Annotated in this window: 20 protein-coding genes and 1 pseudogene; 7 read left to right on the forward strand and 14 right to left on the reverse strand. The window is 44.2% G+C overall.

The window, feature by feature from the left end; translation table 11 throughout:
* Window positions 1-6 precede the first annotated feature (6 nt).
* Window positions 7-1,731 carry a 2-succinyl-5-enolpyruvyl-6-hydroxy-3-cyclohexene-1-carboxylic-acid synthase gene (gene menD, locus OCV36_RS11295; protein ID WP_135458002.1) on the reverse strand — a complete coding sequence of 575 codons (1,725 nt, stop codon included), beginning with the start codon at window positions 1,729-1,731 and terminating at the stop codon, window positions 7-9.
* Window positions 1,728-3,035, reverse strand: coding sequence for an isochorismate synthase (locus OCV36_RS11300; protein ID WP_135458000.1), 1,308 nt, complete (start codon window positions 3,033-3,035; stop codon window positions 1,728-1,730). The genes menD and OCV36_RS11300 overlap by 4 nt, the downstream gene beginning before the upstream one ends.
* Before the next feature lie 296 nt (window positions 3,036-3,331).
* On the opposite strand from OCV36_RS11300, the gene OCV36_RS11305 reads away from it, so the two are divergent.
* The 3 genes from OCV36_RS11305 to OCV36_RS11315 all read left to right on the forward strand — a co-directional run bounded on the left by OCV36_RS11305 (window position 3,332) and on the right by OCV36_RS11315 (window position 6,716).
* Window positions 3,332-4,564 (forward strand): pyridoxal phosphate-dependent aminotransferase, encoded by a 1,233-nt coding sequence (locus OCV36_RS11305; RefSeq protein ID WP_017073575.1) that lies wholly within the window; start codon window positions 3,332-3,334, stop codon window positions 4,562-4,564.
* 169 nt (window positions 4,565-4,733) lie between these two features.
* Window positions 4,734-5,318: a 5'-deoxynucleotidase gene (yfbR, locus tag OCV36_RS11310; RefSeq protein WP_017073576.1), complete on the forward strand. Its 585-nt coding sequence runs from the start codon at window positions 4,734-4,736 to the stop codon at window positions 5,316-5,318.
* 54 nt (window positions 5,319-5,372) lie between these two features.
* Window positions 5,373-6,716, forward strand: a complete 1,344-nt coding sequence (locus tag OCV36_RS11315; RefSeq protein ID WP_135457998.1) for an anti-phage deoxyguanosine triphosphatase — start codon at window positions 5,373-5,375, stop codon at window positions 6,714-6,716.
* Window positions 6,717-6,747: 31 nt separating this feature from the next.
* Here OCV36_RS11315 and OCV36_RS11320 read toward each other — a convergent pair whose 3' ends face one another.
* Window positions 6,748-7,347, reverse strand: coding sequence for a tRNA-uridine aminocarboxypropyltransferase (locus OCV36_RS11320; protein ID WP_017073578.1), 600 nt, complete (start codon window positions 7,345-7,347; stop codon window positions 6,748-6,750).
* Window positions 7,348-7,356: 9 nt separating this feature from the next.
* On the opposite strand from OCV36_RS11320, the gene rrtA reads away from it, so the two are divergent.
* On the forward strand, window positions 7,357-7,893 hold the full coding sequence (rrtA, locus tag OCV36_RS11325) for a rhombosortase (protein WP_135457995.1): 537 nt from the start codon (window positions 7,357-7,359) through the stop codon (window positions 7,891-7,893).
* Window positions 7,894-7,936: 43 nt separating this feature from the next.
* Here the strand turns inward: rrtA and OCV36_RS11330 are convergent, their stop codons facing one another.
* From OCV36_RS11330 to OCV36_RS25475, 8 genes and pseudogenes are all read right to left on the reverse strand, one after another.
* On the reverse strand, window positions 7,937-8,236 hold the full coding sequence (locus OCV36_RS11330) for a ComEA family DNA-binding protein (protein WP_017073580.1): 300 nt from the start codon (window positions 8,234-8,236) through the stop codon (window positions 7,937-7,939).
* A 261-nt stretch (window positions 8,237-8,497) separates the two neighbouring features.
* Window positions 8,498-10,363 (reverse strand): peptidylprolyl isomerase, encoded by a 1,866-nt coding sequence (gene ppiD, locus OCV36_RS11335; protein WP_135457993.1) that lies wholly within the window; start codon window positions 10,361-10,363, stop codon window positions 8,498-8,500.
* A gap of 220 nt (window positions 10,364-10,583) precedes the next feature.
* Entirely contained in the window at window positions 10,584-10,856 is a 273-nt protein-coding gene (locus OCV36_RS11340) for an HU family DNA-binding protein (RefSeq protein ID WP_004736083.1), read from the reverse strand.
* Between the two features lie 192 nt (window positions 10,857-11,048).
* A complete protein-coding gene (gene lon, locus OCV36_RS11345; protein ID WP_017073582.1) occupies window positions 11,049-13,400 on the reverse strand; it encodes an endopeptidase La in 2,352 nt (783 codons plus the stop codon).
* 132 nt (window positions 13,401-13,532) lie between these two features.
* The gene (clpX, locus tag OCV36_RS11350; protein WP_017073583.1) at window positions 13,533-14,813 is read right to left on the reverse strand and encodes an ATP-dependent protease ATP-binding subunit ClpX; all 1,281 of its coding nucleotides are present in this window, start codon (window positions 14,811-14,813) and stop codon (window positions 13,533-13,535) included.
* A gap of 81 nt (window positions 14,814-14,894) precedes the next feature.
* On the reverse strand, window positions 14,895-15,521 hold the full coding sequence (gene clpP / locus OCV36_RS11355) for an ATP-dependent Clp endopeptidase proteolytic subunit ClpP (protein ID WP_017073584.1): 627 nt from the start codon (window positions 15,519-15,521) through the stop codon (window positions 14,895-14,897).
* A 105-nt stretch (window positions 15,522-15,626) separates the two neighbouring features.
* Window positions 15,627-16,925, reverse strand: coding sequence for a trigger factor (tig, locus tag OCV36_RS11360; protein WP_017073585.1), 1,299 nt, complete (start codon window positions 16,923-16,925; stop codon window positions 15,627-15,629).
* A gap of 319 nt (window positions 16,926-17,244) precedes the next feature.
* Window positions 17,245-17,433, reverse strand: a pseudogene (locus tag OCV36_RS25475) (hypothetical protein); the annotation flags it as partial.
* A 157-nt stretch (window positions 17,434-17,590) separates the two neighbouring features.
* Between OCV36_RS25475 and OCV36_RS11365 the strand changes: the two are divergent.
* The 3 genes from OCV36_RS11365 (at window position 17,591) to OCV36_RS11375 (ending at window position 21,138) form a co-directional block, all read left to right on the forward strand.
* Window positions 17,591-19,408, forward strand: coding sequence for a sensor histidine kinase (locus OCV36_RS11365; RefSeq protein WP_135457992.1), 1,818 nt, complete (start codon window positions 17,591-17,593; stop codon window positions 19,406-19,408).
* A 128-nt stretch (window positions 19,409-19,536) separates the two neighbouring features.
* Window positions 19,537-20,886, forward strand: coding sequence for a sigma-54-dependent transcriptional regulator (locus tag OCV36_RS11370; protein ID WP_135457990.1), 1,350 nt, complete (start codon window positions 19,537-19,539; stop codon window positions 20,884-20,886).
* Window positions 20,887-20,964: 78 nt separating this feature from the next.
* On the forward strand, window positions 20,965-21,138 hold the full coding sequence (locus OCV36_RS11375) for a hypothetical protein (RefSeq protein WP_167853052.1): 174 nt from the start codon (window positions 20,965-20,967) through the stop codon (window positions 21,136-21,138).
* A gap of 31 nt (window positions 21,139-21,169) precedes the next feature.
* Here the strand turns inward: OCV36_RS11375 and OCV36_RS11380 are convergent, their stop codons facing one another.
* The 3 genes from OCV36_RS11380 to OCV36_RS11390 form a co-directional block, all read right to left on the reverse strand.
* Window positions 21,170-22,531, reverse strand: coding sequence for a TRAP transporter large permease (locus OCV36_RS11380; RefSeq protein WP_102364462.1), 1,362 nt, complete (start codon window positions 22,529-22,531; stop codon window positions 21,170-21,172).
* Between the two features lie 2 nt (window positions 22,532-22,533).
* Window positions 22,534-23,289, reverse strand: a complete 756-nt coding sequence (locus tag OCV36_RS11385) for a TRAP transporter small permease (RefSeq protein ID WP_135457988.1) — start codon at window positions 23,287-23,289, stop codon at window positions 22,534-22,536.
* Between the two features lie 65 nt (window positions 23,290-23,354).
* Window positions 23,355-24,350: a TRAP transporter substrate-binding protein gene (locus OCV36_RS11390; RefSeq protein WP_135457986.1), complete on the reverse strand. Its 996-nt coding sequence runs from the start codon at window positions 24,348-24,350 to the stop codon at window positions 23,355-23,357.
* Window positions 24,351-24,695 lie beyond the last annotated feature (345 nt).

Below are 24,695 nucleotides of genomic sequence, written 5' to 3' on the forward strand. Positions count from 1 at the left end.
AAGTCCTTAGGCTAATGCCTCTGTGAGCATTGAACTGAATTGTTTCAGTAAAGTAGACGCTTGTTCGGGAGGCGTCTTAACTTCAACGATCAAGGTACCCTGACCTTGCTCGAAATGTTGATCGACAATATTTTGATAGCAATTCAAAGTTTCAGGTACAGCGTAACCGAGCTGAAATTGCGCAGCAGCATGTTCAAAGCTGAAACCATGAGGCATTTGATAAAGTGACTGTTTTTGTTGCTCAGGAACCGGCAACAAATCAAAGATCGCCCCACCGTCGTTGTTAGTCACAACAATAACCATTGGCGTTAAATTATGAGTCAGCAGAGCCAGCGAGTTGAGGTCGTACAACAAAGAGGTATCACCGAGCAACATCAATAAAGGGTTTTGGTTAGCTTTCACCACGCCCGCAGCCGTCGCCACCAAGCCATCAATGCCCGATGCACCACGATTACTGTAAACTTGATTCGCAGATATTGATGACAGCATATCCACCAGCCTTACCATCAAGCTGTTTCCCACAAACAACTCTCTGTCTTTAAGTCTAGTCGACAAATCAACGGCAACACTTAGCTCCGTCAGTTGGTCGTTATTAGATATCTGTGCCAACGCTAATTGTTGAACTGTATTCGCAACTTCCACCAAAGGTTCAGCCCAGCCTGCATGTTGGCCTAACAAGGTTGGTAGATGCTGACCCGATATCCATGAATCAATATTTCCAACAATATGAATTTGAGGCAGGTGATCTTGGTTTATACGATGCGTGTCTGGTGAAACAACGATGTATTGTGATGAATTGAATCGTGCTGCTTTCGACTTTATCCATTGGTTAAGTCGCTTAGAAACAATGCGCTCACCAAATTGAAGAATGAAATCACATTGGTTAAGTTGCTCTTTGGCTATATCACTCTGCATCCACAGATCATAGTGTTTCCAATCGCTGCTTACGCCCGATTGAGGATCGCAGAAGATTGGCCAACCTAAAGCTGATGCAAACTGTTTTGCTTTTTTCGCGGCTTTATTATCGATAGAGCCAATAATCACCACACCTTTACGGGCAACGTAATCGCCCGGCGCGACTGGCTGTTCATTCAAATGGTTAGGCAAGTAGGTATTGGAATACGGGCTCGTCGAAGCTTTCCACCCTGCAATACTGGCCGTGTAATCAGCATACATTTCAGCACTGTTCACTGAATAGAGAGGCTCAGGGAACGGACAATTAATATGAATCGCACCGCCAACACTTTGTTGTTTCGCGAGCGCGTGATCAACCGATGTCAGCAGCCAATTCAACGAAATTTGTGTGGTTGGACTTGGTAAATTAAGTGCGCTTTCAACATGGGTTGAAAAGATTCCCTGTTGCTGAATCGCTTGGTTTGCACCACAGTTAACCAAATCAATGGGTCTATCAGAGGTCAACAAGATCAACTTCTCTCGTGTCAGCCCTGACTCAGCAGTTGCAGGCAGCAGATTCGAAACGGCTGTACCCGATGTAACGATCACCGCAACAGGCTTATCGCTTGCCTTTGCTAAGCCTAAAGCAAGAAACCCAAGACCACGCTCATCAAAGTGAGTATGTAGAGTTAGCTTGGAGTTAGCTTCTGCTTCGAGTGTTAACGGCGTTGAGCGAGAGCCTGGCGCGACACAAATATGTTCCACGCCACTGCGTGCAAGCTCTTCAAGTAATGTGTTACACCAAACTCTATTTAATACGGCTTGGTCGTGATTCATGATGCCACACCTAAAGGTGGGTGATCTGAAATCAAACTCAGGAGAGTCGACATCTTCTTATTCAACTCTTGCCACTCATGCTCAGCGACTGATCCCGGCACGATCCCCGCCCCCGCAAACAGTTGTACTTGATCGTTTACAACCAAGGCACTTCGAATCGCCACACAGAATTCAGCGCGTTGATGACTGATATAGCCAACCGATCCTGCATACCAACCTCTTGCAAATGGTTCATGTTCTAGAATGAAGTCCATCGCTTCTTTACGGGGTAAGCCAGCGACTGCGGCAGTTGGCTGTAATGAGCTCAGTAACTGAACACCATTAACACCCGAGTTAAGTTGCGCGTGAATATTGCGTTTTAAATGTTGGACCTTACGCAAACGCACCAAGCGCGCGTCTTTTTCAACGTGCACCGTTTGGGAATGAGGAGTCAGACGCTCAATAATATCATCAACCACATACTGATTCTCATTGAGGTTTTTGCTGTCTTGAGAAAGCCAATTGGCTAACTCCATATCCTCGGTTGCGTTTTCCCCGCGACCAATGGTTCCAGCAAGAGCTTCGGTATCAAGCTCAGTACCATGTCGGCTGTATAAACGCTCTGGCGTCGAACCAATAAAGCTGTGTTTAGAGTCCAACACCAACATAAAGTGAAAGCTGTGGTGATTCTGCAGATAACTGGCTTTGAGTAATTGAGCGGCACAAATTGGCGCATCGAGCTGTAATGTGGTTTTACGAGCCAAAACAACTTTCTTGTACTCTTCGTCGCTGATGCCTTTAAGCACTTTATCAACTAAGTTACCCCACTGCTCTCTTTCTGGAACATGGTTAATCTGTTCGATATGGGCAGACAGCGGAGCCAGTATTGCCGCTTCGACAGAAAGCTTATTCAAAGCATTAATTGAAGCAACACGCTCAGGAGATAAATTAACCGCTAGCGACCATGTATTGTCAAAGCGAATCAATTCAACCTGTGGAAGGAAAAAGAACGATTCCATACAACGACGATTTTTTGCGGTATGTCCGTCAAACGAACGTCCACCCCAGATTCGTTGTTCTTTACCAAGAATTGCATACGCAGGAGCGGGATCGGAGAAAGTATGCAGTTGGCCGAGCGCAACGACCTCTTCACGAGTATCGCGTGACTGCCAATAGAACTTAGGAAAGAGCGGTTGAGCATGAAGCCATTCAATAAATGCAAACGATGGTTTTTGCGTTAGAACTTCAACACAACGAACTTCGCTTGTTTGGGCATTTTGTACTCGCTCAATCAAAGCGGAGATAGTTTGCTGGAAATGTGACAAATCGACCTCGTTCACATCTAAATTATTATTATATTAGTTTGATACTTTATGGGCAGCACCCACTTAGATCAAGAATGTATAAAATCTTTTGAACATTCCTGTGATTCTAAGCGATTCAGCCCTCTTATTCACCTTAACCAATGCCCAATAAAGCGATTAATTAAAATTTAGAGAATAGTGACAACAAAAAGACCAAACGTGACACTGAAATGCGACATTCATCAGATTTTTATTCTATCAAACTTCATTTTGCGGTACTTTAATAAAGTATTTAAATTAATTTCAGGAAATCGGCAATGCAAAATATCGGGATGTCGTCAAAACTCAACAGCGTATGCTACGAAATCAGGGGGCCTGTACTCAAACATGCTAAGCGCATGGAAGAAGAAGGGCATAAAATACTGAAGCTTAATATTGGTAACCCCGCCCCATTTGGTTTTGACGCCCCTGATGAAATCCTTGTTGATGTAATCCGCAACCTACCGACATCTCAAGGTTACTGCGATTCAAAAGGCATCTACTCAGCCCGTAAAGCGGTTGTTCAGCACTATCAGAAAAAAGGTCTACGTAACCTTGATGTCGAAGACGTTTACATTGGTAACGGCGCATCAGAGCTTATCGTTATGTCTATGCAGGCGCTACTGGATAATGGTGATGAAATCTTAGTTCCCGCTCCGGATTACCCACTGTGGACAGCGTCTGTTGCGCTTTCTGGTGGCACACCGGTTCATTACCTATGTGATGAAGATGCAGATTGGTATCCAGACCTAGATGACATGCGTGCAAAAATTTCACCAAAGACGCGCGGTATCGTTCTGATCAACCCGAACAACCCAACGGGCGCGGTATACAGCCGAGACTTCCTACTACAAGTGGTTGAGATTGCTCGTGAACACGGCTTGATTATCTTCGCGGATGAAATCTACGACAAAGTGCTTTACGACGGCGCTGTACACACATCAGTGGCAACACTGGCTGAAGACGTATTAATGGTCACGTTCAACGGCTTGTCTAAGGCTTACCGTGTATGTGGCTTCCGTGGTGGTTGGATGTTCTTAACGGGTCCTAAACATATCGCGAAAGGCTATGTTGAAGGGCTAGAAATGCTGGCCTCAATGCGTTTATGTGCCAACGTACCGATGCAGCACGCCATCCAAACCGCACTGGGTGGTTATCAAAGTATCAACGAACTCTTGCTACCCGGTGGTCGCTTACTTGAGCAACGTGACCGCGCATGGGAACTGATCAACAAGATTCCAGGTGTGTCTTGTGTGAAACCTAAGGGTGCTATGTATCTGTTCCCTAAGATTGACACCAACATGTACAACATCAAAGACGATCAGAAATTTGTACTCGATTTCCTTAAGCAAGAGAAGGTACTACTGGTTCAAGGTACTGGTTTTAACTGGCCAAAACCAGATCACTTCCGCATCGTGACTCTGCCGCACATCGAAGATCTAGAAATAGCAATTGGTCGCCTCGAGCGCTTCTTGCAGACTTACAGCCAAGACGAGCTCACTGGCGATTAATGAACCCAAAGAGAAATGACTACAATTTACTGTTTTAAAAGACTTTAACTTGTATTCATTCACTTCTATGCTTAAAAGGCTCCTGTTTAGGAGCCTTTTTTGTATCCGCTGTCTCGCACTATTTATGAGAAAACAGCTGCGAGTGGAGCACCGTTTAGAAAGGACGATCATGAAACAAAGCCATTTCTTTGCCCATCTAGCACGCATGAAGCTTATCCAGCGTTGGCCCCTCATGCGCTCAATCTCCAGCGAAAATATTTCTGAACATAGCCTACAGGTGGCTTTCGTCGCGCACGCCTTGGCGCTTATCAAAAACAAAAAGTTCGATGGTCAACTCAACCCTGAACACATTGCACTGCTTGGTATGTACCATGATACCAGTGAAGTGCTAACTGGTGATTTGCCGACGCCGGTTAAATACTACAATCCAGATATCGCCCAAGAGTATAAGAAGATAGAAGCGGCAGCAGAACAAAGGCTACTTTCGATGCTGCCAGAAGAGTTTCAAGATGACTTCGCCCCATTCTTAATATCCGGGACGGCAAGCGAAGAAGAACAAAGCATTGTGAAACAAGCAGACACTATCTGTGCTTACCTAAAATGTCTGGAAGAACTCAGCGCGGGCAATCACGAATACGAGCAAGCTAAACGCAGGTTGGAAGAGACTCTCGAACAACGTAAAAGCCCAGAAATGGATTACTTTCTCACCACCTTTGCACCGAGTTTTGAATTATCACTAGACGAAATCAGCTAGCTAGGTATAACTTGAGTGTAATTAGCTAAATAAATCAGATTGATAGGTGCTATTTTGACTGTCCAACTCGAACCATCATTTGAACTCGCACAAGAATGGCAACATCGAAATGATGATGAACATAAAATAAGACGTGATGACCACCGCAGCCCGTATCAACGCGATCGTGCTCGCGTGCTTCACTCTGCTGCATTTCGTCGTCTGCAAGCCAAAACGCAGGTACACGGCACCACAGTAAATGACTTCCACCGTACTCGCCTTACTCACTCGTTAGAAGCGGCGCAACTGGGTACAGGTATTGTCGCGCAGTTGAAAAAAAAACAACCCGAGTTCCGAGACCTATTACCTTCAGACAGCTTGATTGATTCCCTGTGTTTGGCACACGATATTGGCCATCCGCCTTATGGACATGGTGGTGAAGTCGCACTCAACTACATGATGCGCGACCATGGAGGCTTTGAAGGCAATGCCCAAACGTTCCGAATTGTCACGCAACTGGAACCTTACACCGAAAATCACGGAATGAACCTATCAAGGCGAACTCTGCTAGGGTTGATTAAATACCCATCTCTACTCAGTGAAGTTCAAGCTAAGACTCAATCTCAACCGGTTAAACACCAACGACAACTTCGTGCTAGGGATTGGATGCCAGCAAAAGGTATTTACGACCACGATGAAGAGCTCTTCAACTGGGTACTGGAGCCGCTTTCAATTAACGATCAGCAGCTTCTAAAGCAAAAAAGAAAATCACACACCGAACCACTTGAGCACAACAAAACTAAGTACAAATCACTCGACTGTTCCATCATGGAGTTGGCTGACGACATCGCGTATGGCGTGCACGATTTGGAAGATGCGATTGTGTTAGGTTCAGTGACCAAAGCACAATGGGTCGATTCTGCTTATCCTCAACTCAAAGAGATGGCCGATCCTTGGATTTGTGAACACCTAGATTCAATTACAGAGATGCTTTTCTCTGGTGAGCAGTATCGTCGAAAAGATGCGATTGGTGGGATAGTTAACGCACTACTAACCAGTATTTCGATTGAACGAGTGGATGCTAGCTTTGAGAATGTGCTGTTGGCTTACAATGCCGTGCTCGAACCGAGTATGGACGCCACACTAGATAAGCTGAAACATTTCGTTAGCGAGTTTGTTATCCACGTCCCTCAAGTTCAGGTCATTGAATACAAGGGGCAGCAAATCATCATGGACATGTTTGAGGCATTCAGTGCCGATCCTGAACGCTTACTCCCATTACAGATAAAAAAACAATGGCTACAACACCAAGACGATTCAAAAAAGATGCGCGTGATAGCGGATTACATATCTTCAATGACCGATGATCTTGCGCAGAAAATGCATCAGCAATTGTTCTCAGCTCATACAGAGTTTTAAGTGCTCAATCGCTTGAATATCTGGTAACGAATTAATCTAAATAGTTTTTTTCGAAGACACCTGGCGGCATTTGATTAATTTGAAACTGAATCATTTGGTCAAATGCCGTTAACAACGGACTAAAATCGCCATCACTCTCTAACAAGCTCAACAAATGATAACCCGCTTCGACGGTTGAAAGGCTGTTTTCACTGGGCGCTTTGCGAATTCGATAATTACCTTTGAGGTCTTTTGGCAAATGTACGGTTTTCAATGCGTGTAAGTTATTGGAAACTTGCCACATTTTGAATGCCTTTTTCCACGTACCATCCAATAAAATCACACGTAGCTTTTTGCTTGGACAGGTTGCTGACTCAACAGAAACAGAATTTTCACTCGGGTATAAAATCACGTGTTGGTAATGCTCATCAGCCAGCAACGCGTTAAGTTGTACATTGTTTGAAAAGTCTTCCCCTACAAGCGTCACGCTGTTATTTAGAGATAGTGAGAGGATACGCGCAGTTCCCATCGGGCGATGCTCTTCTGATGGGTGCTGAAGAATGATAAGCTCAACGTTCGATTCTAGTGGTGTAACCCACTGACAAATACAAGCTTTCAACGCTTTACTGCATTGGGGGCAATAACGAGACATGGATTTAATGTGTACCCTGTTTTAATTTTCACTTCACTTTTATGCGTCTTATTCCAACTTGAGCCTGTGCAGGCTTGGGTAGTTTGGGATAAAAATGCAATTGCCGATGGGCAATGGTGGAGGATCCTAACAGGAAACTTTTCACATACCAACTACTCACACCTTCTGATGAATCTAGCAGGCTTGTGGATCATCAGCTATCTGTTTCAACCCTATAAAAAACTGCTTATTGGTGCATTGCTTTTCATTAGCCTAATCACTGGACTGGCGTTGTTGCTGACGGACATTCATATCTATGTGGGGTTATCTGGGACATTACATGGGTTGTTTGGTTTATTCGCTCTCAATGAAGCGCTGAACGGCAGGAGGTCAAGCTGGCTTCTGGTGTTGGGGTTAATAGCTAAAATAGCTTGGGAGCAGCTTGTTGGCCCTTCTAGCACCACTGGCGAACTGATTAATGCTCGCGTGGCCATTGAAGCCCACCTAGCAGGCGCTATCGCTGGAGGCTTCATGGCTTTGGTACTATGGTTACCGAATAGGAAGTAGCCCTCCATAACCGTACCCCTTCAAACTGCCGTAACCCTTCAAACTAAAGTTGAATTCGCTCACGGTTCTTTTCAACCGTCGCTTCGCCAATACCTTTCACATTGACCAAATCATTAGGTGCTGTAAATGCACCGTGCTGATCTCGATAAGCTACGATATCTTTGGCTTTCTTATCACCGACACCAACCAATAGCGCTGACAGTTCCTCAGCCGTCGCTGTATTGATGTTTACCGTAATCTCAATGCCATCGTAAAGCTCAGCTTTGGTAGGACTATCTGCAAACACTCCACCGCTTAAAGTAATTAGAAGTGAAAGAAGTAATGTTGAATATATTGTGCGCATAAACCGTTCCTTTGTTCAAAAAAGGTAACTTATGCACTTACCGTGGCAAATAACATAATCGCCAGATAAAAATAAAGCGGGTCACCTAAGTGACCCGCTTCGTTATACATCTTATTTTCATCAGCTTGTTTGTTGGCTCACAAATCTGATTTATCGAATAAACCCAATTTGCAAAACAACAACCATCGCATGTTGATTCTCGGTAGTCAGTCACCTAACAGGCTTAACTACCGAGCTAAGCTAACTCAAGCTAACCTGAGCTTACTGACCTTGACCCACTACGTAATATTCAACGTCTGCATTTTTGCGCAGTACGTTTAGTACATTAGTAAGGTCTTGCTGATTACCAACTCGCTCCAACTGTGCACCAATTTGAGTGCTGTAAGCTGGGTTGATTTCAGCTGTTACTTTAGAAAGCTCAACAACAACGATGTTACCGTCTTGGTCTTTAGATTGACCGAACACAGCTTGACCTGCTTCTGGTTTCGCTAGAGCGAATACAGACGCCGCTAGTGGTGAGTTACGGTCAATCGTTTCAAGTTCAGTGAACTCAAGGTTGTTATCTGCAAGTACTGCTTCGTTACCTTGCTTAAGTTCGTTCACTAGAGAAACACCTAGCTCAACTGCTTGTTGCTCAGCTTGTACAGCAGACAATGCAGCGACAACTTGATCTTTCACTTCTTCTAGAGGAAGAACGGTTTCGTCACGAGTCTCTTCTACACGAACAACAATCACGTGTTCAGGTGCAACTTCGATAACTTCAGAGTTTAGGCCGTCTTCTTTCACTTCAGGGCTCAAGATAGCTTGCATAACAGCAGGCGTCATCAACACTTCTGGCGCATCTACTTGAGAGATGAAATCAGTCGTTGTGATTTTCGCATTAATAGCTTCTGCAGAATCATCTAAAGAGTCAGGGAATTCAAATGCCACTTTCTCTAGCTCAGTTTGCTGTTCATAGAACTGGTCTACTGCATGCTGATCTAAAAGCTCACTCTTAATCTCTGCCGCTACTTCAGTGTAAGGCTGAGCTTGAGATGCTTTTAGTTCGTCTAGCTTGATGATGTGGTAGCCAAATTCAGATTTAACTAGGCCCGTTGTATCACCAATATTCTCAAGAGCAAAAGCTGCATCTTCGAATGCTGGGTCCATAACATCGCGTTCAATCCAACCTAGATCACCGCCAACGTCAGCACTGCCGAAATCATCAGACTTCTCTTCTGCTAGTGTAGCGAAATCAGCACCGGCGTTGAGTTCGTCTAGGATTGACTGAGCTTTCGCTTCATCATCGCCTTGAACTAGGATATGGCTAACTTTACGTTGCTCTGAAGTTGAGTACTTATCTAGGTGCTCTTGGTAATATTTCTGAGCTTCTTCATCACTCACTTCAAGCTGCGACTTAAGCGCTTCAGCTGAAAGTTCGATGTAAGAAACCTTAGCTTGCTCTGGACGAGTGTAAGCTAATGGGTTTTCAGAGTAGTACTGCTCGATCTGTTCGTCAGTAAGTTCGATACCTTTCGCTAAATCAGCAACAGAAAGCGTCACTGTGCGAATATCACGAGTTTGAGCAATAAGCTTACTTTGTGTATCGATTTCACCTTGAAGAACAAACTCGCTGCCTTGAAGCGCAGTAACAAGCTGGTTACGCATTAGGTCACGACGCATGTACTCAGCAAAGCTTTCTGCACTGAAACCTGCGCGACGTAGTGCTGCTTGGTAAATATCTTGATCGAATTGACCGGCCGTTTGAAATTGAGGCATTTCTAGAATCATTGTACGGATTTGAGAATCACTGATTCGTAGGCCTAAAGACTCAGCTTGCTGCTCAAGTAGAACATCGTTGATCATGCGATCAAGGACTGACTTACGGAAAGACTCTACGTATGCAGGGTCTGCAAGCATTTGAGCGAAGTAGTCGCCAAGTTGAGATTGCATGCGATTACGTTCGTTTTGGTAAGCTTGTTCAAACTCACCACGGGCAATTTCTGTGTTGCCAACTTTAGCTGCTGCGTTGTTACCGCCACCGGTGATGTAGCTGCCCACACCTGCGAATACGAATGACAGGATAATCAACCCAAGGATAATTTTTACCGCGATGCTATTCACGCCTTCGCGTAATCGATCCATCATAATTTAAGTGCTCTCCGGATATGAAGCATTGGCTTCAAAATAAAAATCTATTCACGCGATATTATCAGAAAAAGAAATGCGCATCAGTAGGATGCGCATAATTTAAATAAGTTCAATGTGCTTTGTACACATACTGTCTAAAAATGAAACATCATTTTTCAAACAGTAAACGCATTTTACTGCCTTCCCCTCTTAAAGTTTGAGGTTTCAGCAACAAAAATTAGTTACATGCGTCTTTAAGTGCTTTACCCGCTTTGAAGCCAGGTACTTTAGCTTCAGCGATTTGGATCTCTTCACCAGTTTTTGGGTTACGACCTGTACGAGCAGCACGAGTACGAACACTGAAAGTACCAAAGCCAACAAGTGCAACTTGGTCACCTGATTGTAGAGTTGTACCAACTGCTTCGATGAAAGCGTCTAGAGCGCGACCAGCTGAAGCTTTAGAGATGTCTGCGTTTTCTGCGATTGATTCTACTAGTTGTGTTTTATTCACTGTTTTTCCCCTATGTGTCATCTGTGACTACATCTCGATGACTGTACGTTCCATTTTGGTTTTTATTTAGCCGCAAGCCTTATTGCAAAAGGGATTGCCGCTTTAGTCGAATAACTTAGCGTCCAAAAAAAACGCTGACAAGCCTTTTCGAGCCTATCAGCGTAATTCTTTACTTATTTTTGCTACGCATCACTATTTTTTCACGTCAAACTCGACCCCTGACGGATCTCGTTCTAGCGCAACCTTAAGTACTTCATCAATCCATTGGACCGGAATTACCTTCAAGTCAGCAATAACGTTGTCTGGAATCTCTTCCAAATCACGCTCATTATCTTTTGGAATCAAGACTGTTTTGATGCCACCACGGTGAGCTGCAAGCAGTTTTTCTTTCAAGCCGCCGATAGGTAAAACTTCACCACGTAGGGTAATTTCACCGGTCATACCAACCTCAGCTTTCACAGGGTTACCCGTTAAGCTAGAGACAAGTGCAGTACACATTGCGATACCCGCACTCGGGCCATCTTTTGGTGTAGCACCTTCAGGTACGTGAACGTGGATATCGCGCTTCTCGTAGAAATCCACGTTAATACCCAGATTTTCTGCACGAGAACGAACCACGGTCATTGCCGCTTGAATCGATTCTTTCATCACATCGCCAAGTGAGCCGGTTTGCGTTAGCTTGCCTTTTCCTGGCATTGATTCAGTTTCTATGGTCAGTAGATCACCGCCAACTTGAGTCCACGCTAGACCAGTTACCTGACCTATACGATTGCTCTCATCCGCTTTACCGAAGTCATGACGTTGAACACCCAAGTACTCTTTCAGGTTATCTATGTTAACCGTTACAGACTTAAGGCTGCTATCTAGCAGAATGTTCTTAACTGCTTTACGACAGATCTTAGAGATTTCACGCTCTAAGTTACGCACACCTGCTTCACGCGTGTAATAACGAATAATGCCAACGATTGCTGAATCTTCGATATTAATCTCATGAGGCTTAAGACCATTACGTTGAACTTGTTTGTCCAGTAAGTGACTCTTAGCTATGTTCAGCTTTTCATCTTCTGTGTAACCCGACAGGCGGATCACTTCCATACGGTCCAATAACGGGCCAGGAATGTCCATTGAGTTAGACGTTGCAACAAACATGACATCTGACAGATCGTAATCTACTTCTAAATAGTGATCGTTAAACGCAACGTTTTGCTCTGGGTCTAGCACCTCTAGAAGCGCTGAAGATGGGTCACCACGCATATCAGACGACATCTTATCGATTTCATCTAATAGGAACAGTGGATTCTTAACGCCAACTTTAGACATCTTCTGAATAAGCTTACCCGGAAGAGAACCGATGTATGTACGACGGTGACCGCGGATTTCCGCTTCGTCACGTACGCCACCTAGCGCCATACGAGTGTACTTACGGCCCGTTGCAGCGGCAATCGAGCGACCTAGAGAGGTTTTACCCACACCAGGAGGACCAACAAGACAAAGGATTGGACCTTTTAGCTTGTTAATTCGGTTTTGTACTGCCAAGTATTCAAGGATTCGTTCTTTTACACGCTCTAAGCCGTAGTGGTCTTCATTCAAGACCTCTTCCGCTTTCGCTAAATTCTTCTTAACTTTTGAACGCTTTGCCCAAGGAACACCAACCATCCAATCGATATAGCTACGTACTACTGTTGCTTCAGCAGACATTGGCGACATCATTTTCAGTTTTTGCAGTTCTTGCTCAGTTTTTTCACGAGCTTCTTGAGGCATTTTTGAATCTTCGATCTTCTTCTTCAGAGTCTCGAATTCATCAGGCGCGTCATCCATCTCGCCAAGTTCTTTCTGAATCGCTTTCATTTGCTCATTCAGGTAGTACTCGCGCTGAGATTTCTCCATCTGCTTCTTAACGCGGCCACGAATGCGTTTTTCAACTTGCAAGATGTCAATTTCTGACTCCATTTGGCCCATTAAGAATTCCAGACGTTCAGTCACATCTGCAATTTCTAGAACGTGCTGCTTATCTACCAATTTAAGAGGCATGTGCGCAGCAATCGTATCAGCAAGGCGAGCTGCCTCATCAATACCGTTCAGAGATGTTAGAACCTCTGGTGGAATCTTTTTGTTTAGCTTAATAAAGCCTTCGAATTGATTGATCGCACTGCGAACAACCACTTCTTGTTCTTTTTCGTCAAGTTCTGAGGTAACAACGTATTCGGCATCCGCTAAGAAGAATTCACTTTCTTTAAACTGGTGAATTTTTGCACGCTGCTGACCTTCAACAAGTACTTTAACAGTACCATCAGGGAGCTTTAGCAACTGAAGAATGGTAGCGACTGTACCTACGTTAAATAGGTCGTCAATTGAAGGCTCATCAGTGTCCGCTTCTTTCTGCGCTACAAGTAGTACTTGTTTGTTAGCTTCCATTGCCGATTCAAGGCAAGTAATCGATTTTTCACGACCAACAAACAATGGAATAACCATGTGTGGGTAAACCACTACATCACGTAGAGGTAGCACGGGGATTTCGATACGCTCGGAACGTTCCAAGTTCATATATTTCTCTCTTCCGCTTTAACTTATAAAGCAGTATATGGGGCTTAAACGACTGGATTCAATGGAAGAATAAAAAAAAGGAGGTAATTGCTTACCTCCTTTTTCAATTTGAGCGTGTAGTCTAAAAAAGACCTACTCTGCAACAGCTGCTTGGTTATCTGAGTTGCTGTAAATCAACAGTGGTTCTGACTCACCATTAATTACCGACTCATCAATGACAACCTTGCTTACATCAGTTGAAGATGGCAGTTCGTACATAGTTTCTAGTAGAACACCCTCCAAAATAGAACGTAGACCACGAGCACCCGTTTTACGTTCCATTGCTTTCTTCGCAATTGCACGTAGAGCATCTTCACGGAATTCTAATTCAGTATCTTCGATTTCAAATAATGCTGCGTACTGCTTAGTAAGCGCATTCTTCGGTTCACAAAGAATTTGAACTAGAGCTTCTTCGTCAAGTTCTGTCAATGTCGTTGTCACGGGTAGACGACCAATGAATTCCGGAATTAGACCGTACTTCACGAGATCTTCAGGTTCAACTTGAGTGAACAGTTCACCCACAGTTTTCGTTTCATCTTTTGAACGCACTTCTGCGCCAAAACCAATACTCGAACCTTTTTCTACACGTTGTTCAATCACTTTATCTAGGCCAGAGAACGCTCCGCCACAAATAAATAGGATCTTAGACGTATCCACTTGCAAGAACTCTTGCTGTGGATGCTTACGACCACCTTGAGGTGGAACTGAAGCAACTGTACCTTCAACAAGTTTTAGTAGAGCTTGCTGCACACCTTCACCAGACACGTCACGCGTGATTGATGGGTTTTCAGCTTTACGAGAAATCTTATCGATTTCATCGATGTAAACAATGCCACGTTCCGCTTTCGCTACGTCATAATCACATTTTTGAAGCAACTTCTGGATGATGTTTTCAACATCTTCGCCCACGTAACCCGCTTCGGTTAGTGTCGTTGCATCTGCCATTGTGAATGGAACGTCTAGGAAACGAGCCAATGTTTCAGCCAGTAGTGTTTTACCACTACCAGTAGGACCGATAAGAAGGATGTTACTCTTACCTAGCTCTACGCCTTCAGCTGTCGTATCACCATTACGCAAACGCTTGTAGTGGTTATATACCGCAACTGCTAGCACTTTCTTCGCGTGTTCTTGACCGATTACATAGTCGTCAAGATGCTCACGAATCTCACGCGGCGTTGGCAGCGATTCCGATTCTTTCTTAGGAAGAACATCTTTAATTTCTTCACGAATAATGTCGTTACAAAGATCGACACATTCATCACAAATGTAAACAGAAGGACCTGCGATTAACTTGCGAACTTCGTGCTGGCTTTTGCCACAGAAAGAGCAGTAAAGCAGTTTACCGCTACCACCCTCTTTGCTTTTGTCTGTCATTCGCTAACCTCTTAGCCTTTACTCTCTATGTTTGAGTGTATAACAATTTGAATCACTTTGCGTTAAACAATTGCCCTGCAATTATTGACCGCGGTGATTAAGAACTGAATCCACCAAACCGTATTCTACTGCTTGATCAGCAGACATGAAATTATCACGATCTGTATCACGCTCAACAACTTCTAAAGGCTGACCTGTATGTTCTGCCAATAGATTGTTTAGCTTTTGCTTGATCGTTAGGATCTCTTGCGCATGAATTTGAATATCAGACGCTTGGCCTTGGAAACCGCCAAGTGGCTGGTGAATCATTACACGAGAGTTTGGAAGCACGTGACGCTTACCAGGAGTACCACCCGCTAGTAAGAATGCACCCATAGAGCAAGCTTGACCCATACATACTGTGCTCACGTTTGGCTTGATGAACTGCATTGTGTCGTAGATAGACATACCCGCTGTTACGCTGCCGCCAGGTGAGTTGATGTAAAGATAGATATCTTTGTCTGGGTTTTCTGATTCCAAGAAAAGCAGTTGAGCCACGACAAGATTTGCCATGTGGTCTTCCACTTGACCTGTTAAGAAAATGATACGTTCTTTTAATAGACGAGAATAAATATCGTAAGAACGTTCACCACGGGAAGTCTGTTCAACCACCATAGGAACTAGTGCGTCCATAATCGATGGCATTGTGTTTTTTTCTTGGTAGCTCATATTCTTATGTCCCTAAAATAAATGGCCCGAATGATTAAATCATACGGACCATTGTTAGCAGAATTGTTGACCGTACGTCAACCTTCTACGTCAGATATTACTATATTAAGCAGGTTGCTGATTCATTAGCTCGTTGAAGCTAACTTCTTTATCAGAAACTTGAGCTTTAGCGATGATTGCATCAATAGCTTGCTCTTCTAGAGCAACATTGCGCATGTTGTTCATCATTTGCTCGTTTTGCTCGTAGTAAGCAATAACTTCTGTTGGATCTTCGTATGCTGTAGCCATCTCTTCGATGATAGCTTTAACTTTCTCGTCATCAGCTTTTAGCTCTTCAGTCTTGATTACTTCACCAAGAAGAAGACCTACAACTACGCGACGTTTAGCTTGCTCTTCGAACAGCTCACGTGGAAGTTGGTCAGCAGCTTCAGTGTTGCCACCGAAACGTTGAGCAGCTTGTTGACGTAGAACGCTGATCTCTTGATCGATTAGAGCAGAAGGTACGTCGATGTTGTTTTCGTTAACTAGACCGTCGATTGCTTGCTCTTTGATGCGGTTCTTAACAGCTTGCTTAAGCTCACGCTCCATGTTCTTACGAACTTCAGCTTTAAGGCCTTCAACGCCTTCAGCTGCGCCGAACTTAGAAACGAACTCTTCGTTTAGTTCTGGAAGTTCACGAGCTTCAACTTTGTTCAGCTTGATAGAGAACTTAGCAGCTTTACCTTTTAGGTTTTCAGCGTGGTAATCTTCTGGGAAGTTTACTTCGATTTCGAATTCCATACCTGCTGTTTTACCAACGATACCGTCTTCAAAACCAGGGATCATACGACCAGCACCCATCTCTAGTGGGAAGTTCTCAGCTTTGCCGCCTTCGAACTCTTCACCGTCGATAGAACCAACGAAGTCGATAGTTGCACGAGAACCAGCGTCAGCAGCAGCTTCAACTTCAGTCCAAGTTGCTTGTTGCTTACGTAGAGTTTCGATCATCTCTTCAACGTCAGCTTCTTTAACTTCTACTGCTGGTTTCTCAACAGTGATGTTTTCTAGACCTTTCAGCTCAACTTCTGGGTAAACTTCAAAAGTTGCGTTGAATACTAGGTCAGCGCCTTCGTTGTTTTCAACTGGTGCGAAAGTAGGTGCGCCAGCTGGGTTGATTTTCTCTTTAACGATCGCTTCGATGAAGTGACGTTGCATTACTTCGCCCATCACGTCTTGACGTACTGCTTTGCCGTACATTTTAGCAACCATCTTCATAGGCACTTTGCCTTTACGGAAACCATCGAAACGACGGTTTTTCGCGATGTTGCGTAGTTCAGCTGTAACTGCATCTTCGATGTTAGCAGCAGGAACAGTAATATTAAGACGGCGCTCTAGGCCTTCTAGCGTTTCAACAGTAACTTGCATTATATAAACCTCAAAACTGGCTCAGTAATCTGAGCATATGAGCCGTAACTTAGCTTTAATTCAAAAGCGGACGTTGTTGGCTGCATTCTTGTGTAGTGCTCTATCCGAACACCTAATTTAAAATCGAGCATTGATGTTTGAATTGATCATTCAACTAAACACCAGACTAATCAGCGATATCTTCGTTCTTCACATACTAATTAAAAGCTTCGTTCTCACGCACTTATAAAAAACAGCAAAGCTTGTTTTCAGAAACAAGAAAGGTATCTCCGATTAGCCTCAGGACAGAAATTTTAGACGCGACATTCTAGCGATCTGTTTAATCTCTGTCGAGCCGTTCACCTCTGCTAGATGATGAATGCTCTAAATTCGTACAACTAAATGATAAAAAGACGATCAAAACATCACTTAGCACAACAGAAATGGGGACAATAGCGACTTTTTCAAGGGAATCGAGGCCTTTTTTTGCTAAAAAGCTTAAAAAGAGATCTTGCTCTTGTTTTACCCCTCAGAGTCGATAACTTTTTCAACAATCTCCGTTACAAAGCCTTAACCTACTCCCGTCTGTTTACTCTCCATTTTCATCAAAAACTACCGCTAATTGTTGTCAGAAACGAGAAAATACAGACGTGTTTGTTTTACCTAGAATTTAGCGGAGAGCCTCTATGTTTCGAGCTTTGAGAATCCCTTTACTACTGCTAGTCGTCTACTGCTTACTTATGATCGTGGGTGGGTATTGGGTATGGAGCACAAGCCATCAAAGTTTGTTAAATGATCACCAATCTAAGCTTGACCGATTTTCCGTTCATATTTCTAGCCAACTCGACAAGTTTGCACATATCCCAGAGCTACTCTCAAAAGACAAAGAGTTGGTCGACGCCCTACACTCACCAAGTAATTCCGCGCAAATCGAACTCACCAATCGTTATCTAGAGCACGTAAACACGGTCATTCAAGCATCCGACACTTATCTGCTCGACAGTATCGGCACCACCATCGCAGCCAGTAACTGGAGCCTGAAACACTCTTTTGTCGGGCGGAACTTTGCATTTCGTCCCTATTATCAACAAGCGATTCTCGGCAATGAAAACCAGTACTTTGCTTTAGGTTCTACTTCGGGGAAACGAGGCTATTATTATTCTTACCCTGTTTCCTATGCTGCTGAAATCATTGGTGTCATTGTCGTAAAAATGGATTTATCACTGATTGAGGCAAGCTGGAAAGGCAAGCAAAGTTTTTTTGTTGCCGACGATAAAGATCAGATTGTTTTCATGTCGAGTAACCCAGAATGGCTATTCAAAAGTCTTCAACCGCTCGATAAGGCACAACAAACTCGAATTCAAGAGAGCAGACAATACCTTGATACCAAAATAGAGAGCCTGCATTTTTCAGGAGATTTAGAAAGCTCCACCAGCAGTATTCAGTCACCACATCAACTCGTAAAAGAACGTTTTTTCACTTCATCACGCTTCCTCGATGACCCAAAGCTAACTGTCCGAGTATTTTCTCCGACACACTTAGTTTGGTGGGATCTCATCGCTTACCTTGTGGTGCTGAGTTTAGTGTTTGCCATTATCTATCTCACGATGCAACTCAACCACCACCGCCAACAAAGGCGTGCGCAAATCGACAGGCTGCAATCTGAAGCCAAACAAAAACTCGAATTTCAAGTGCTCGAAAGAACCTCCGAGCTCCATATAGAGATCAAACAGCGTATCGAGACAGAACGGGTGCTCAGACAGACACAAGATGAGCTTATACAGGCGGCTAAGTTAGCCGTATTGGGTCAAATGTCAGCCAGTATCAGTCATGAATTGAATAACCCACTCGCCGCGATTCGTAGCTATGCAGACAACGGCCGGTTGTTTCTCGCAAAAGAGAAGCCCGACCGTGTTGATGATAACCTATCTCGGATTTCAGCACTGACCGATCGTATGGCGAAAATCAGCCACCAGCTTCGTTCCTTCGCAAAGAAATCCACAGCGGAAGAGCTCCACACTCTACAAATATTGCCTGTTCTTCACTCCTCAAAAGAACTCATGAAACCACAATTAAAGAGTGAGCGAGTTAAGGTGAATGAGCTCCCAGAAAAATTTGATGCTTGCGTGTTCGCCAATGCCATCCAACTCGAGCAAGTGATCATTAACCTTCTAACCAATGCGATTCAGGCTATGGAGCATCAGGACGAAAAGCAATTGGCTATCCTGTTAGAGAGAAAGGAATCCGACAATGAGCAAACTAGTATTTTGCTTATTCACGTCGATGACAGCGGCCCCGGTTTTAAGTCCTCCTCGACTGGAGACTTTTTTGAGCCCTTCCATACTACTAAAAAAAATGGTCTTGGACTCGGGCTATCGATTTCTCAACAAATAATCGGTGGGATCAACGGAAAGCTAATCACAGGCACAAGCCCACAAGGCGGTGCTCGTTTTAGTATCGAACTCCCAATAGTGCCCGATGAAAAACGTCCATCAACAGACTGAGACCAACCCGTTAACTAACTAGCGGACCAACTCGAAAACATGCAAGCACACACGTAAACAGCTACACAGCTACACAGCTACACAAAATGACTCAGCGATAATTAGAATAAAAGAGTAAAGGAACCACTATGTGTCACGTCTATTTCATTGATGATGAATCCGATTTAAGAATGGCCATTGAGCAAAGCTTTGAGCTTGCTGATGTTGACGCTGAATTCTTTCCCGATGCGGAATCGGCGCTGCTCGCTATCCAGGAAAATGGCCTTCCCCATGTGATCATCACCGACATCTGTTTGCCGGGTATTTCAGGGCATGACTTACTCAATACGGTCATGCATAAAGACAAAGAGATCCCGGTCATCATGATCACAGGGCATGGTGATATTTCAATGGCCGTGCAAGCTATCCATAACGGTGCTTACGATTTCATTGAGAAGCCCTTTGCGAATGACCGCTTAATCGAAACCACCAAACGTGCCATCGAAAAGCGCCAGTTGACGCTCGAAAACCAAGAGCTGAAGCGCTCGTTGAAGGCGAGTAAAGCACTAGGGCCGAGAATCATTGGCGACACACAATCTATGACAGAGCTACGTTCTATCATCACTCATGTTGCAGACACCAATGCCGATATTTTATTGTTTGGTGAAACGGGGACGGGTAAAGAGCTAGTTGCACGTTCTCTGCATGAACAAAGCAGTCGCCGAGAGCAAAACTTTGTCGCGGTCAACTGTGGCGCCGTTCCTGAAAACCTGATTGAAAGTGAACTCTATGGCCATGAAAAAGGTGCATTCACTGGAGCAGAAAGTAAACGTGTTGGTAAGTTCGAGTTTGCGCAAGGCGGCACACTGTTTTTAGATGAAATAGAATCCATGCCGATGCAAGCTCAAATACGACTATTACGCGTATTACAGGAGCGAGTCATTGAAAGAGTGGGCTCGAACGGATTAGTACCGCTGGATATTCGCGTGATTGCCGCAACTAAAGTCGATCTAAAAAAAGCTTCTGAGGAAGGCACTTTTCGCCAAGACCTCTATTACAGACTCAATGTTGTTACTCTAGACTTGCCGCCGTTAAGAGGTCGCCAAGAAGACATCCCTGCGCTTTTTCACCACTTCTTATTGGTCGCAGCCGCTCGTTATGGCAAGACCGCTCCCGCGATTCCACAACAAGAGCTACACGAACTTTTAGCCCACAATTGGCCCGGAAACGTACGAGAATTACGTAATACAGCTGAGCGTTTTGTGCTTTTAGGCAAGCTGTCTCATTTATCAGACAACACCGCAGGATCAACTCAGCATTTGTCTCTAACGGAACTCGTCTCTGACTTTGAGAAAAACACGTTAAAGCAAGCGCTTATTGAGTGTAATGGCAGCATAAAAGAGACCATGGAAAGGCTTCAACTTCCGCGTAAAACTCTCTATGACAAGATGCAAAAACATCAACTTGCGAAAGAGTCATACCGACAGAGCGAAAACTAAATTAGATATGCGAGCAAGATCACCTATACTTAATTTGCTAACAGGATGTTATGCAATAAAGTTAATAAGGAAGTGGTTATGGGTGAGAAAACAAAAGTTCCATCAATTACTGATACGTTGGAGATAGATGGTGTTTATTATATCGATCAACATGTCGACCTAAACACTCCTGAATTAGAAGCAAAAAGAGCCCTCTATCAACAGAGCGACTCTTATTTGAACCTCGGCAGGAATATTGATGAGGAGGTATGATACCTCCTCACCTATTTGCGATTAATTAACTCTATTTAGTAATAATTTCGGGACCCATCAATGTGGTTGGTAACCATGTTGATACCCAAGGTACGTAAGTTACGATAATCAAGAACAAGAACATCACGCCAACCCACGGCAACGCTGCTTTTACCACGTTCATCATCGACATCTTCGCGACCCCGGCGGTCACAAACAAATTGAGCCCAACAGGCGGCGTTATCATCCCTATCTCCATGTTCACAACCATCATGATGCCTAGGTGAATGGGGTCGATGCCCAGTGCAATTGCAATTGGGAATACCAATGGCGCAACGATGATCAGCAAGCCTGATGGCTCCATGAACTGCCCACCAATCAAGAGTAGAACGTTCACCACAATCAAGAAGGTGATCGGACCTAAGCCTGCAGAAAGCATAGACTCAGTGATCATCTGAGGAATGCGTTCCTCTGTCAGTACATGCTTAAGAATCAGAGCATTGGCAATGATAAACAGCAGCATGATCGTCAGCTTACCTGCATCATAGAGCGTGTCTTTGGTGTCTTTATGGAAGAAGGTTTGGAACACTTTAACCAAAGCAGGCGTTGTATTCTTCTTATCAGCGAAAGGCCCCATATCTTTATAGATAAAGTTGGCAATAAAGAACGCGTATACCGCTGCCACTGCCGCCGCTTCCGTCGGTGTAAAGATACCGCCGTAGATACCACCCAAAATAATGACAATCAGTAGCAGACCCCAACTTGCGTCTTTTGCTGCTGCGAACATCTCACCCCAGCCCACAAAAGGCTGTGCAGGAATCTTCTTAATACGTGCTGCAATGTAGATAGCAATCATCAACATCACACCGGCCAACAGGCCAGGAATAACGCCACCGAGGAACATACGACCTACAGATACATCCGTCGCTGCAGCGTAAACAACCATAACAATTGACGGTGGAATCAAGATACCTAAAGTACCCGCATTACAGATAACCCCTGCCGCGAATTCTTTTGTGTAGCCGTTTTTGATCATACCAGCGATAACAATACTACCGATTGCCACTACCGTTGCTGGAGACGATCCAGATAACGCTGCGAACATCATACATGCCACAACCGACGCCATCGCTAAACCGCCGCGGAACCAGCCGACCATTGCGATAGCAAAACGGATAATACGTTTCGCCACACCACCTGTGGACATGAAGCTAGAGGCCAAGATAAAGAAAGGAATCGCTAAGAGTGTGTAGTGGCCTGCAAATGCATTAAACAGCGTTTGTGCAACCGAAGCTAGTGACGCATCAGAGTGCATCAACAAGAATATGACGCTCGATAAACCAAGGGAAATCGCAATTGGTACACCGACCAACATGAAAGCAATTACCATTAAAAATAGAAATAACATTGCCATGATTAGTCTTCCTTACCGTTAGATTTTGTACCCGACTCGTTCGCCTTGTTTTGCTTAGTCGAATTCAATACCGCTGTCGCGTCTTCATCAGAACCCGCTAACACATCAGCTTTCAATGCATCCAGTTCTTCTTCGGCTTCATGGCCTGCAATCATGCGGTCAAGCTTGCCCGTCGCCACTTGATAAGCGATTTGGATGAATCGGAACGTCAGCATTGCCATACCAATCGGCAGCGCCATATAAGGAATAAAACGTGGCAGTTTCTCGTATCGCTCGCCTTCATTCAGCCAGTCAGCAAGAAACTGAAGCATCTCGGGCATTGGAATATCATCGGTCTCGTACCAAGCGCGCTCAGTCGCGAACGGGTACCAGTAATTCCAAGAACCTATAAGAAGTAAGATTGAAAAGGCCAGGCAGCTTGTAACGGCGATCAACGCATACACTTTACGTAGCTTTTCTGGGGCAAGGTTAATAATGACATCAACGCCAATGTGGAAGTGTTTTTTAACGCCATAAGATGCGCCTACTAACACCATCCAAGCGAACATGAACACCGTCAGTTCTAGTGCCCACAAGATATTGCCATTGAATGCGTATCGAAATACCACATTGGCAAAAGTAAGTAGCGTCATTGCGCCAAGGAAAAATGCGATTAATGACTCTTCAATCACATCCGTAACTCTTCCGACTTTGGAAAAAAGAGAGGTTTCCAGTGCTGATTCGCTAGAATTTGGTTGTTCCATTTGAGGATTATCCATAATTGACTCCGCTTATAGTTATTTTAATAAGGAGTGGCGAAATGCACGCCACTCCCTTAGCGGTGTTATTGGTTTGAAGCTAACGCTGCATCGATAAGGTCTGAACCGATGTCTTTTTCAAACTTCTTCCATACTGGTTGAAGTGCAGCTACCCATGCTTCACGCTGTTCAGGCGTAAGTGTACGAACCTCACCACCGGCTTCGATGATGTTATTTTTGTTCGCTAGGTTAACTTTTGAAGATTCTGCATTACGTGTTTCAGAGACTTCTTGAACGATAGTACTAAGCTGTGTACGTACATCTTCAGGTAGGTCTTTCCAGAAGTCGTTTGACGTTACTACGAGGTAATCAAGGATACCGTGGTTAGTTTCTGTCACGCCGTCTTGTACTTCAAAGAACTTCTTACCGTAGATGTTTGACCATGTGTTCTCTTGGCCATCGATAACCTTGGTTTGTAGGCCACCGTATACTTCTTTGAAAGACATCTTCTGTGGGTTAGCACCCAGTTGTTCAAACTGAGCCACCAATACGTCTGATGCTTGAACACGGAATTTCAAACCTTCCGCATCTTCAGGGTTGATAAGAGGTTTGTTCGCCGACATCTGTTTCATGCCATTGTGCCAAAACGCTAGACCTTGTAAGCCACGACGTTTCATTGCATTCTTCAGTTTTTCGCCTGACTCTGAGTTTTGGAAACGGTCAACAGCTTCTACATCTTCAAATAGGAAAGGAAGGTCAAAAATGCGGTATTTCTTAGTGAACTTCTCAAATTTAGACAGCGATGGTGCTGCCATTTGAACATCACCATTTAACAGGGCTTCCAGTACCTTATTATCATCGTAAAGTGTTGAGTTCGGGAAAACTTGCATACAAGCTTTGCCGTTCATTTCCGTGTTTACTCGCTCTTCTAGTAAAGAAGCAGCAATGCCTTTAGGGTGCTTATCAGTATTGGTTACGTGACTGAACTTAATCACAATTTCACCAGGGTCACAGTTTGCAGCAGCATTAAAGCTTGTGAGCGCCAGAGCAGATACAGACAGCAGGGTAAGAGGCTTAAACATTATTATTCTCCTTAGTAAACAAAGCAGCCCATCAATGGGAACTGCGTGCTTTCATTAAGGCAATTAGCGCGCCACATTGAAACAAAGCATTAACAAGCCTTTAACCGTAAGGCTTCATGAGATCTGCCTGTAGTAGTCGCCAACTCGCTGCAAAAATTAATGGGTGGGAAGTGACACATAGAATATTTGTAAATGGGTGGGAGTTGACCAACGTATTAGTAATGAATGAGGCCAAATGAGGTCTGACCAAAAGCGAGTTTGGCTATGATGCCTTGAAGTAATTTCAACCTATCCTGTAAAGTGCTGCACAACTTAGCCAGATTTACCACTTCACTACTTAACAAG

It is taken from the genome of Vibrio echinoideorum (genome assembly GCF_024347455.1).
GTDB classification, from domain to species: Bacteria; Pseudomonadota; Gammaproteobacteria; order Enterobacterales; family Vibrionaceae; genus Vibrio; species Vibrio echinoideorum.